Raw genomic sequence first — 11,968 nt, 5'->3', positions numbered from 1 at the left:
GCCCAGGTCACCGGCGTCGCCGGCACCTGGCGCGACCTCACCGACAACGTCAACTTCATGGCCTCAAACCTGACCAGCCAGGTCCGCAACATCGCCCAGGTGGCCACCGCTGTCGCCCGCGGCGACCTGTCCCAGAAGATCACGGTCGACGCCCGCGGCGAGATCCTCGAGCTCAAGAGCACCGTCAACACCATGGTCGACCAGCTCTCGTCGTTCGCCGACGAGGTCACCCGCGTGGCCCGCGAGGTCGGCACCGAAGGCAAGCTCGGCGGCCAGGCCCAGGTGCGCGGGGTGGCCGGCACCTGGCGCGACCTGACCGACAACGTCAACTTCATGGCGTCGAACCTGACCGCCCAGGTCCGCAACATCTCGCAGGTGGCCACCGCCGTGGCCCGCGGCGACCTGTCCCAGAAGATCACGGTCGACGCCCAGGGCGAGATCCTGGCCCTGAAGTCCACCGTGAACACGATGGTCGACCAGCTCTCCTCGTTCGCCGACGAGGTCACCCGGGTGGCCCGCGAGGTCGGCACCGAAGGCAAGCTCGGCGGCCAGGCCCAGGTGAAGGGCGTGTCGGGCACCTGGCGCGACCTCACCGACAACGTCAACTCGATGGCGTCCAACCTGACCAGCCAGGTCCGCAACATCGCCCAGGTCACCACGGCCGTGGCCCGCGGCGACCTGTCCCAGAAGATCACGGTCGACGCGCACGGCGAGATCCTCGAGCTCAAGAGCACCGTGAACACCATGGTCGACCAGCTCTCGTCCTTCGCCGACGAGGTCACCCGCGTGGCCCGCGAGGTCGGCTCGGAGGGCAAGCTCGGCGGCCAGGCCCAGGTGCGTGGCGTCTCCGGCACCTGGCGCGACCTCACCGAGAACGTCAACCAGCTCGCCTCGACACTGACCACCCAGCTGCGTGCCATCTCGCAGGTGTCCACCGCCGTGACCCGCGGCGACCTGACCCAGCGGATCGCGGTCGAGGCGCTCGGCGAGGTGGCCGAGCTCAAGGACAACATCAACCAGATGATCGTGACCCTGCGCGAGACCACGAAGAAGAACGCCGAGCAGGGCTGGCTGGACTCCAACCTGGCCCGCGTTGGCGGCCTGCTGCAGGGCCAGCGCGACCTCGGCGAGGTCTGCCGCATGATCATGGCCGAGGTGACCCCGCTGGTCGACGCGCAGATCGGCGCGTTCTTCCTCTCCGGCGCGGACGTGGACAGCGGGCTGCGGCTGCGCCTGGAGGCCTCGTACGGCTACGTCGCCCCCGGCACCGACATCAGCTTCGCCCCGGGCGAGGGCCTGATCGGTCAGGCGTCGCTGTCGCGCCGGGTGATCCGGGTCAAGGCGGCGCCGGACAGCCGGCTGCAGGTGCGCTCGGGCGTGGCCGAGACCCCGCCGGCCGACCTGGTCGTGCTGCCGGTGCTCTTCGAGGGCGAGCCGCTGGGCGTGATCGAGTTCGGCAGCGTGTCGCCGTTCGGCGAGCTGCACCTGGCCTTCCTCGACCGGCTCGTGGTGACCATCGGCGTCGCGCTCAGGACGATCCTGGCCAACCGGCGCACGGAGGAGCTGCTGTCGCAGTCCCAGCGCCTCGCGCTGGAGCTGCAGGACCAATCCGCAGAGCTGCAGCGCACCAACGCGGAGCTGGAGGAGAAGGCCACGCTGCTGTCAGAGCAGAAGGGCAACATCGAGAAGCAGAACCGCGAGATCGAGATGGCGCGCCTCGGCCTGGAGGAGAAGGCGCAGCAGTTGGCGCAGGCCTCGCAGTACAAGTCGGAATTCCTGGCCAACATGAGCCACGAGCTGCGGACCCCGCTCAACTCCATGCTGCTGCTGTCCCGGCTGCTCGCCGACAACCCGGATGCCAACCTGAGCGCCCGGCAGATCGAGTTCGCGGCGACGATCCACAACGCCGGCTCCGACCTGCTGGCCCTCATCGACGACATCCTGGACCTGTCGAAGATCGAGGCCGGCCGGATGGACGTCGAGCCGGGCGAGGTTTCGTTCGATGAGATCCGGTCGTACGTCGAGCAGGCCTTCGCCCCGCAGGCCGAGGACAAGGGCCTGGACTTCACGGTAAAGACCGACGCGACGCTGCCCCCGGCGATCGTGACCGACCCGCAGCGGCTCCAGCAGATCCTGCGCAACCTGATCTCCAACGCGGTGAAGTTCACCGACCACGGCTCCGTGACGCTGAGCATCGGGGTGGCCTCCCCCGCCCTGGAGTTCACCGCCCCGACGCTGGCCGGCGCCCGGCGCGTGATCGAGTTCGCGGTGTCCGACACCGGCATCGGCATCGCCGACGACAAGGTGGCCCTCATCTTCGAGGCGTTCCAGCAGGCGGACGGCACGACGAGCCGCAAGTACGGCGGCACCGGCCTGGGCCTATCCATCAGCCGCGAGCTGGCCCGCCTGCTCGGCGGCGCGATCGGCGTGACCTCCGAGGTCGGGCGCGGCGCGACGTTCACGCTGTTCCTGCCCGACGTGATCGCGACCGAGGCGATGCCGGCCATGCACCCGCTCCCGGCCCAGCCGATGTCGCTGCCGCCGGCCGCCCGGCCGCTCCCGTCGCCCCCCGCGATGCTGCGCCCGCTGCCGTCCCCGGAGCGCCGCCCGAGCGCGGCCCACCAGCTCGACGGCGCCGCGGTGCTCATCATCGACGACGACGTGCGCAACGTCTTCGCCCTGACCAGCGCCCTGGAGCTGCACGGCATGACGGTGCTCTACGCCGACAACGGCGCCGACGGCGTGCGCATCCTCTCCGAGCACCCGCGGGTGGACATCGTCCTGATGGACGCGATGATGCCGGACCAGGACGGCAACGAGACGACCCTGGCGATCCGGCGCAACCGGCGCTTCGCCGACCTGCCCGTGGTCTTCCTGACCGCCAAGGCCATGCCGGGCGACCGCGAGTCCTCGCTGGCCGCCGGGGCCAGCGACTACATCACCAAGCCGGTCGACCTCGACGAGCTGCTTGACGTGATGTCCGCGTGGGTAAACGGTGACGGCCGCGCGGTGTAGTTTTGCCGTTCGGGACTGATGGCCTGGGCCGGACCCGGCCCGCGGCCCGGCTCGCTCGGGCTCGGGGCAACTCACGCCCGGGTCCGGCTCGCTCGGGCCAGGCGCGACCCGCGCCCGGGTCCGGCTCTCGGGCTCGGGGCGGCTCGCGCCCAGGTCCGGGCCTCGGGCTCGGCGCGACGAGCGCCCGGGCCCGGCTGGCTCGGGCTCGGCGGAGCTCGGCTCGACGACGCGAAGGGAGCGGCGCTCTTGACTGGACCGGATCGGCCCGCGAAGGTGCTGCTCGTCGACGACCGGCGGGACAACCTGCTGGCCCTGGAGGCGATCCTGCAGGGCCTGCCCGTGCAGACGGTTGGCGCCGACAGCGGCGAGGACGCACTGAAGTGCCTGCTCATCGACGACTTCGCGCTGATCCTGCTCGACGCCCAGATGCCCACCATGGACGGCTTCGAGACGGCCCGGCACATCAAGCGCCGCGAGCGGACCCGCCACGTCCCGATCATCTTCCTGACCGCCGCCGACCGGGACTCCCACCTGGCCCTGCGCGGCTACGCGGCCGGCGCCGTGGACTACCTCACCAAGCCGTTCGATCCCTGGGTACTGCGGGCCAAGGTCTCCGTCTTCGTCGAGCTCTGGACGATGACGCAGCAGCTCGCCGCCCAGTCCGAGCTGGTCCGCACCCGGGAGACGGAGCTGCGCCACGCGGGTGTCGCCGTCGACGAGGCGACCGCGCTGCTCAAAACGGCCCTGGCGGCGGACGGCCAGCTGGGCCGCGAGCAGGTGGAGAAGGCCATGACGGCCCTGGCCAAGGCCCGCGCCAGGCTCTGACCGTTTCACGCGAAACGCCAACCCCGTCGACCCATATGTCCGATACGACGCCACCGTGCTGTGGGAGAACGGCATGGATGCCCGAATTGTCGGGACAGCGGGCCGGCGCGGCCAGAATATGCGCAATTCGGACTTGCCGCCCGTCAGGGTATAAATCCGATAAGTCGCGGCGCGCCAGCGCCCGACTTATCGCGACAAAAAGCCGTCACGTCTCCTGGATCATCAACGCGTTGCGCAGGCCGGTGATGTCCAGGACGCGGATGAGGAAGGCGCCCACGTTGACCAGCACCAGATAGCTCTGCGCCAGCGCCGCCTTGCGGCTCAGCACCACCAGCGTGCCGAGCCCCTGCGAGTCGCAGAAGGTCACGCCGGCCATGTCCAGCGCCACGCGGGCCGGCGGCTCGGAGAGGACCTCGTCGACGACGGCCGCCAGGCGGGACACGGTGGACATGTCGATCTCGCCGGTCAGTGACACCACGGTCTCCGCGGGCGTGCGGCGCACAGAAACGGAGAGACCGGGGCGATCCACCGGCACAGCCTATATCCGATCAGCGCCGTAGTGGCGTCCGGCACACGGGGCCGAGGCCCGCGCGGAGCACACCCGGCGCGGCTGTCAGAATAGGCAGGCTGTGACCGATATTGACGCCGCCGGTCTCGGCCCGCACGCGGGCGACGCACCGGCCTCGCAGGCCTTGTTCGACCGTGCCCAGGCCATCGTGCCGGGTGGGGTGAATTCACCTGTCCGGGCGTTCCGGGCGGTGGGTGGCACTCCGCGCTTCATGGTCAGCGGCTCCGGCTGCTGGCTCACCGACGCCGATGGACGGCGCTATCTGGACCTCGTCTGCTCGTGGGGGCCGCTGATCCTCGGCCACGCCCACCCCGAGGTCATCGCCGCGATCACCGCCGCGGCGGCGCGCGGCACCAGCTTCGGCACGCCGACGCCCGGCGAGGTCGAGCTGGCCGAGGAGATCGTCGCCCGCGCGCCGGTCGACCAGGTGCGCCTGGTCAACTCGGGCACCGAGGCGACCATGAGCGCGCTGCGGCTGGCCCGTGGGTTCACCGGGCGGCCGAAGGTGGTCAAGTTCTCCGGGTGCTACCACGGGCACGTCGACGCGCTGCTGGTCGCGGCCGGGTCCGGGGTGGCGACGCTGGCCCTGCCGGACTCGCCCGGGGTGACGGGGGCGGCGGCCGGTGACACGCTCGTCCTGCCGTATAACGACGTGGCCGCCCTGGAAGCGGCCTTCGCGGCCCACGGGGACCAGATCGCGGCGGTCATCACCGAGGCGGCGGCCGGCAACATGGGCGTGGTGGCGCCCCGCGACGGGTTCAACGCCAAGATCGCCGAGCTGGCGCACGCCCATGGCGCGCTGCTGATCCTCGACGAGGTCATGACCGGCTTCCGGGTCAGCCGCTCGGGCTGGGCGGGGCTGGAGCCGGTCGACGCCGACCTCTACACGTTCGGCAAGGTCATGGGCGGCGGCATGCCGGCCGCGGCGTTCGGCGGGCGGGCCGAGATCATGGCGCGGCTGGCCCCGGCCGGCCCCGTCTACCAGGCGGGCACCCTGTCCGGCAATCCGCTGGCCTGCGCCGCGGGCCTGACGACGCTGCGCCTGGCCACCCCGGAGGTCTACGCCCGGCTCGACGCCACCGCGGCCACGATCGGCAAGCTGTCCTCCGACGCGCTTTCCGCCGCTGGGGTAGCGCACCGGCTCTCCACGGCCGGCAACATGTTCTCGATCTTCTTCACGGACCGGCCGGTGCACTCGTTCGCCGACGCGCAGACGCAGAACGTGGCCGCGTTCCGGGCCTTCTTCCACGCGATGCTGGACCGCGGCGTATACCTGCCGCCGAGCGCCTACGAGTCGTGGTTCGTCTCCACGGCGATCGACGACGAGGCGCTGGCGGTGCTGGAGGCGGCCCTGCCCCACGCCGCCCGGGCCGCCGCCGCCGCCGGGAACGCCGCATGAAGACGATCGTCCACGTGCTGCGCCACGGCGAGGTGTACAACCCGGAGAAGGTGCTCTACGGCCGCCTGCCCGGCTACCGCCTGTCGGAGCTGGGCGTGCAGATGGCCAAGGCGGCCGCCGAGGCGATGGCCGGCCGGGACATCACGCACCTGGTCGCCAGCCCCCTGGAGCGGGCCCAGCAGACCGCGGCGCCGTTCGCCGAGCAGCTCGGCCTGCCGATCGCGGTCGACGACCGGCTGATCGAGAGCGCCAACTTCTTCGAGGGCAAGCGGGTCGGCGTGGGCGACGGCGCGCTGCGCGACCCGCGCAACTGGTGGGTGCTGCGCGACCCGGTGACCCCGTCCTGGGGCGAGGCCTACAGCGCCATCGCGACCCGCATGTTCGCCGCGCTGATGGCGGCGCGCGAGGCGGCCGAGGGGCATGAGGCGGTCTGCGTCTCGCACCAGCTGCCCATCTGGACGCTGCGCCGGCACGTGGAGCGGAAGCGCCTGTGGCACGACCCGCGGCGCCGCGAGTGCTCGCTGGCCAGCTTCACCAGCTTCCACTTCGAGGACACCAAGATCGTCGGCATCGCGTACTCCGAGCCGGCCGCCCACCTCGTCGCGCTGTCCTCGTCCGCTCGCCAGGCCAAGGGGGCGTAACGGTGCGCCGCACGCTCGCCGCCATGGTCCTCGCCGTCAGCCTGCTCGCCGTCGGGGCCTGCACCAGCAGCTCGCCCAAGAACGCGCTCGGCAGCCGCAAGATCGCGGCGGCCGACCGGGTCGCCGCGCCCGCGATCAGCGGCAACCTGATGGACGGCTCCGGCAAGTTCGAGCTCGCCCAGCACAAGGGCCAGGTCGTGGTGGTCAACTTCTGGGCGTCGTACTGCGCGCCCTGCCGCACCGAGGCCCCGGAGCTGGAGAAGGTCCTGTCCGCCACCAAGGCCCAGGGCGTCACCTTCATCGGCGTGAACATCCGCGACCAGCGCGACCCGGCCAACGCCTACCTGGCGGACATCAAGCCGTCGTACGGCAGCATCTTCGACCCCTCGGCGGCGCTCGCCCTGAAGTTCGACGTGCCGCCCAACTCGATCCCGGCCACGCTGGTGATCGACAAGGACGGCCGGATCGCCGCCGTGATGCGCTCCCAGATCGACCAGGCACTGCTCGAGCCGGTCGTGCGCGACCTGCTGGCCGAGCAGGCCTGAGGCGGACGGGACATGGACTGGAGAAGCATCGCCACGACCGGGCCGCTGCTGGGCGCCGTCGCGGTGGCCGTGCTGGCCGGCCTGGCGAGCTTCCTGTCGCCCTGCATCCTGCCGCTCGTGCCCGGCTACCTCTCCTACGTCACCGGCCTGGCCGGCGCCGACCTCGACTCGGGGCAGCGCCGGGGCCGGGTGCTGGCCGGGGTCGGGCTGTTCATCGCCGGCTTCGCCGCGGTGTTCATCGGCCTGATCGTGCTGGCCACCCGGGCCGCGATGACGATGATGCTGCACCGCCGGCTGATCGAGGTGATCGCCGGGATCGCCGTGATCGTGATGGGCCTGGCCTTCATCGGCCTAATACCCGGGCTGGCGCGGCAGTGGCGGATCCAGAGGCTGCCCGCCGCCGGGCTCGTCGGCGCGCCCGTCTTCGGCATGGTGTTCGCGCTGTCGTGGGCGCCCTGCACCGGCCCGACCCTCGGCGCGGTGATCGCGCTGGGCTCGACCAGCGGCTCCCAGGCCCGCGCGGTCACCCTCGCCATCGCGTACTCGCTGGGCATCGGCCTGCCGTTCATCGCGGTCGGCCTGGGCTTCCAGCGGCTCATCGGGGTCATCAAGTTCATCCGCCGCAACAGCCGCTGGGTGACCCGCATCGGCGGCGCACTGCTCGTGCTGGTCGGGCTCGCCCTGGTCACCGGCTTCTGGAGTACCTTCGTGATCGCCCTGCAGTCGAACGTCGGGCCCGGATCGGTGCCGATCTGATGCGCTGGCTCTACCACACCGCCGTGGCCGTGGGCCGCCGCGCCTGGCGCCAGCTGACCAGCATGCGCACCGCCCTGGTGCTGCTGTTCATGCTCGCCGTGGCGGCCATCCCGGGCTCGGTGCTGCCCCAGCGCAACGTCTCGCCGGAGAAGGTGCGCACCTACCTGGACACGCACCGGCAGTGGGGGCCGACGCTCGACCGGCTCTCCTTCTTCGACGTCTACGGCTCGCCCTGGTTCTCCGCGATCTACCTGCTGCTCTTCGTCTCGCTGGTCGGCTGCCTCGTGCCCCGGTTCCGCGGGCACATCGCGGCGCTGGTGAAGGTACCGCCAAAGGCTCCGAGGCATTTCGACCGGCTGCCGGCGCACGCCACCGTGTCCGCGGCCGCCGCACCGGGCGACGCCGAGCGCATCCGCCAGGTGCTGCGCAAGCGCAGGTTCCGCACGGCCGTGCGCGAGGACGGCGGCGTCGTCGAGATCTCCGCCGAGAAGGGCTACCTCAAGGAGACCGGCAACCTGGTCTTCCACTTCGCCCTGCTGTCGCTGCTCTTCGGCGTGGCATTCGGCTCCTGGTTCGGCTGGCACGGCAACCGCCTGCTGGTGCAGGGCGACGACTTCGCCTTCTGCAACACGCTGCTGAACTACGACGAGCACGCCCTGGGCGCCCAGGTCGGCGAGAACGACCTGCCCCGCTTCTGCCTGCGGCTGGACAAGTTCAACGCGACGTACCTGGACAACGGCCAGCCGGTCGCCTACAAGGCCGACATCAACGTCCAGCAGAACGGCCGCGAGTCCAAGCAGTTGTTGCAGGTCAACGACCCGCTGCGGCTCGACGGGGCCAACGTGTCGCTGCTCGGGCACGGGTACGCGCCGGTGCTCAAGTACACCGACAAGTACGGCAAGGTCTCGACCAACGTCGCCGCCTTCCTGCCTTCCGACACGCTGCTGACCAGCCAGGGCGTGGCCACGTTCCCGGACGTGAACATCAACCCGCAGACCAAGGCGCGCGACGACAAGGCGCAGATCGGGTTCTCCGGCATCTACCTGCCCACGGTCCCGCCCGACCCCTCGGTGAACTCCTCGGCCTTCCCGGGCGAGCGCGATCCCAGGCTCATGCTGCAGGCGTACCGCGGGGTGCTCGGCTTCGACGCCGGCGCGCCGCTGTCCGTGTACACGCTGGACGACCGGCAGATCCAGGCCGGGCGGCTGGCCAAGTTCGGCGCGCCGATGATGCTCAAGCCGGGCGGCACGGGCACGCTGCCGGACGGCACCACCGTCCAGTTCGTCGGCACCCAGCAGTGGATCAGCCTGTCGATCCGCCACGACCCGGGCCAGCCGATCGTGCTCGGCGGGGCGGTCGCCCTGCTGGCCGGCCTGCTCGGCTCGCTCACCGGCAAGCGCCGCCGGGTCTTCTTCCGCATCGGTCCCGGCGGCATCACCGCCGGCGGCCTGCCGCGCAGCGACTATCCGGGCTTCGCCGACGAGTTCGACGAGATCGTCCGCACGGCCGCCCCTGCCGCGAGCGTGCCGGAGCAAGTGGCGCAGACTGACACGGTCGAGGAGGTTGTGTGATGGGCGCGATTTCGAACCATCTGTTGGTCGTCACGATCTTCAGCTACGTGCTGGCGATGATGGCCTACGCGATCGAGTACGCCTTCGGCGGGCGCGGCGTGGTCGCCCGCGTGGCCGTGCGCGTCCCGGTCGCCGCGATGGCCGGCGGCGGGACGCTCGCCGAGATTCCGGAAGCGTCCGAGCCGGCGAACCAGCCCGAGGGCGTGGGTGCCCGCCGGGCCGGCATCACCGCCGTCGTCCTGACGATCCTCGGCTACGCGGCACACCTCGGCTCGGTGGTCGCCCGCGGCATCGCGGCCGACCGGGCCCCGTGGGGCAACATGTACGAGTTCGTCCTGACCGCCACCCTGGTCGGCATGACGGCCTGGCTCGTCGTGCTGATCCGCTGGAGCGGCCTGCGCCACCTCGGCCTCTTCGTCACGCTGGTCGCCGCCGTCCTGCTCTCCATCGCCGGCATGACCCTCTACGTGCGGGTCGGCCCGCTGGTCCCGGCCCTGCACTCGTACTGGCTGGTCATCCACGTCGGCGCCGCCTCGATCGCGTCGGGCATCTTCCTGGTCGGCTTCATCACCGCCGCGATGCACCTGATCCGCTCGGGCTACGACGCCGGCAAGACCCGCTTCCCGTACTCCCTCGGCGAGCGCCTCCCGCAGGCCACCGCCCTCGAGCGGGTCACCTTCCGCGTCCACGCCTTCGGGTTCCCGATCTGGACCTTCGGTGTCATCGCCGGCGCGATCTGGGCCGAGGCGGCCTGGGGCCGGTACTGGAACTGGGACCCGAAGGAGTCCTGGTCCTTCATCGCCTGGGTCGTCTACGCCGGCTACCTGCACGCCCGCTCGACCCCGAGCGTGAGCCGCCGCGTGACCTCCTGGATCGCCGTGGTCGGCTGGGCCACGATGATGGTCAACCTCTTCGGCGTCAACCTGGTCGCCAACGGCCTGCACTCCTACGCCGGCGTCTGATCGGCCAAGCCGCGCCGGGTCCGCGGGGTGGTAGGCGCCGCCGACGCCAACGGCCTGCACTCCTACCCCGGCGTCTGATCGGCCAAGCCGCGCCGGGTCCGCGGGGTGGTAGGCGCCGCCGACGCCAACGGCCTGCACTCCTACCCCGGCGTCTGATCGGTCAAGCCGCGCCGGGTCCGCGGGGTGGTAGGCGTCGCCCGGGGCGGGAGCAGGCGCACCACCCAGCGGCGGGCCACCAGGGCGGCCAGCACCGCGGGGCGCACGAGCCGGGGCGGCGGGCGCAGGCCGACGGCGGCTCGGGTGCCCGGGGCCAGCAGGGCGGCCACGACCGGGCGGACCAGCGGGCGCAGCCACGGCCGGACCCGGGCCTTCGCCATCGCCAGCGTCCGCTCGCTGCATCGCCGCCCGGCCTCGGTGAAGGCGAAGCCGGCCTCGGCCCGCTCCAGCTCGCCGGCCAGCGCCTCCGCGGAGCGGGGCAGGGCGCGCACGCCCATCCGCCGGCCGAGCTCCGCGTAGAACACGGCCAGCGCGGTGCGCTCGCCCGGGGTGAGCGGCCGCCAGCCGAAGCGGTCCAGCCAGCGGGTCAGCGTCACGGCCAGGGCGGCCAGGGCGAAGGCGTTGTGCTCGGCGGTCACCGGGGTGCCGCGGTGGCTGCGGTTGACCCACCGCAGGATCGCCCGGCCGCGCGGGGAGTCCAGGCCGTGCTCGACGAGGTCGCCGAAGGTCAGCGACGTGATCTCGGCCCGCTCCAGCAGGGCGTCGGTGTGGCCCACCGCGGCGGCGACGGGCGGGTTGGCGTACAGGTGCCAGATCATCAGGCGTCCGGCCATGCGCACGTCCCACGGGAACTCGTGGAACATGAGCAGGCGGACGATCTCGGCGTGGTCGCGCACCGGGTCCAGGCCGGCGACGCGGTCTCGCAGGTCGTAGCGGCGCACGCCGCCAAGGTAGCTACGGGCCGCTACTTGGACTTCGTGATCGCGGTCGCGGTGACGGTGCCTTCGGCGTTCTGGCCCTGCACGGTGACGGTGGAGCCGGCGGTCAGGTCCTTCAGCGCGCCCGGGGCCGAGACCGTGGTCTTGTCGCTGGTCTTGACGATGTACGTCGTGCCGTCAGCCGACTCGACGTAGACCGTGGTGCCGTCGACCAGCTTGACCGTGCCGGTGATGCCGCCGCGCCCGCCGGTGCCGGTGCCGCCCTGGCCCGTGCCGCCCTGGCCGGTGCCCGGGAAGCCCTGGCCGCCCCCGCGGTTGGCCAGCGCGGCCGGGTTGACGCCACCCGGGCCGGAGGCCGCCGGGGCGGTGCCGTAGCTCTTCTGCACCTGGGCGCCCCCGACGAAGCCGGCGACCAGCAGGGCCAGGCCGGCCAGGACATACGTCGCCCGGTTGGCCAGCCGCCGGGGCGCGGACTTGGCGATCCGCTCGTTGAGGTCGTCGTCCAGCGGCGGCTGCGCGAGCAGGTCCGGCTCGTCGTCGACACCCGGCGCCTGGCGCACGACCTCCATCGTCGGCAGGTCGGCGAGCGCGGGGCCGTACGCCCCGGCCTCCACGGTGGCGTCGTCCAGCGAGGGATCCACCGCGGAGTACGAGCGGCTGTACGGCGAGTCGGACGACTGGGCGTCCGGACGGCGGAAGGGCGAAGCGGCGTGGGTCACGGAACACTCCTCGTCGACTGCCGTGCGGGTGG

General features: G+C 72.0%; 11 protein-coding genes. 8 read left to right on the top strand and 3 right to left on the bottom strand.

Features of this window, described 5'->3' with window-relative positions:
- The coding region (locus tag AB0M46_RS34690) for a HAMP domain-containing protein (protein ID WP_363343104.1) at positions 1-3,015 on the top strand (3,015 nt) is incomplete at its 5' end.
- A gap of 246 nt (positions 3,016-3,261) precedes the next feature.
- Positions 3,262-3,840, top strand: a complete 579-nt coding sequence (locus AB0M46_RS34685; protein WP_363343102.1) for a response regulator — start codon at positions 3,262-3,264, stop codon at positions 3,838-3,840.
- A 205-nt stretch (positions 3,841-4,045) separates the two neighbouring features.
- On the opposite strand, the gene AB0M46_RS34680 is transcribed toward AB0M46_RS34685, so the two are convergent.
- Entirely contained in the window at positions 4,046-4,369 is a 324-nt protein-coding gene (locus AB0M46_RS34680; RefSeq protein ID WP_363343100.1) for an STAS domain-containing protein, read from the bottom strand.
- Between the two features lie 100 nt (positions 4,370-4,469).
- On the opposite strand from AB0M46_RS34680, the gene hemL reads away from it, so the two are divergent.
- Genes hemL through ccsB form a run of 6 tightly spaced genes read left to right on the top strand, consistent with a single transcriptional unit; the run spans position 4,470 to position 10,282 of the window.
- On the top strand, positions 4,470-5,807 hold the full coding sequence (gene hemL / locus AB0M46_RS34675; protein WP_363343098.1) for a glutamate-1-semialdehyde 2,1-aminomutase: 1,338 nt from the start codon (positions 4,470-4,472) through the stop codon (positions 5,805-5,807).
- A complete protein-coding gene (locus tag AB0M46_RS34670) occupies positions 5,804-6,448 on the top strand; it encodes a histidine phosphatase family protein (RefSeq protein ID WP_363343096.1) in 645 nt (214 codons plus the stop codon). The genes hemL and AB0M46_RS34670 overlap by 4 nt, the downstream gene beginning before the upstream one ends.
- Before the next feature lie 2 nt (positions 6,449-6,450).
- Complete coding sequence (locus AB0M46_RS34665; RefSeq protein ID WP_363343094.1) at positions 6,451-6,993, top strand: TlpA disulfide reductase family protein; 543 nt, start codon at positions 6,451-6,453, stop codon at positions 6,991-6,993.
- A 12-nt stretch (positions 6,994-7,005) separates the two neighbouring features.
- Positions 7,006-7,749 carry a cytochrome c biogenesis protein CcdA gene (locus tag AB0M46_RS34660; RefSeq protein ID WP_363343092.1) on the top strand — a complete coding sequence of 248 codons (744 nt, stop codon included), beginning with the start codon at positions 7,006-7,008 and terminating at the stop codon, positions 7,747-7,749.
- Complete coding sequence (locus AB0M46_RS34655) at positions 7,749-9,320, top strand: cytochrome c biogenesis protein ResB (RefSeq protein WP_363343090.1); 1,572 nt, start codon at positions 7,749-7,751, stop codon at positions 9,318-9,320. Before AB0M46_RS34660 ends, AB0M46_RS34655 begins: the two co-directional genes overlap by 1 nt.
- Positions 9,320-10,282 (top strand): c-type cytochrome biogenesis protein CcsB, encoded by a 963-nt coding sequence (ccsB, locus tag AB0M46_RS34650; RefSeq protein ID WP_363343088.1) that lies wholly within the window; start codon positions 9,320-9,322, stop codon positions 10,280-10,282. Before AB0M46_RS34655 ends, ccsB begins: the two co-directional genes overlap by 1 nt.
- Before the next feature lie 140 nt (positions 10,283-10,422).
- Here the strand turns inward: ccsB and AB0M46_RS34645 are convergent, their stop codons facing one another.
- Positions 10,423-11,220, bottom strand: coding sequence for an oxygenase MpaB family protein (locus AB0M46_RS34645; RefSeq protein ID WP_363343087.1), 798 nt, complete (start codon positions 11,218-11,220; stop codon positions 10,423-10,425).
- Between the two features lie 23 nt (positions 11,221-11,243).
- The gene (locus AB0M46_RS34640) at positions 11,244-11,936 is read right to left on the bottom strand and encodes a hypothetical protein (protein WP_363343085.1); all 693 of its coding nucleotides are present in this window, start codon (positions 11,934-11,936) and stop codon (positions 11,244-11,246) included.
- Positions 11,937-11,968 lie beyond the last annotated feature (32 nt).

The organism is Dactylosporangium sp. NPDC051485 (genome assembly GCF_040682015.1).
Lineage (GTDB): Bacteria > Actinomycetota > Actinomycetes > Mycobacteriales > Micromonosporaceae > Dactylosporangium.
This window is presented reverse-complemented; position numbering and strand designations above follow the sequence as displayed.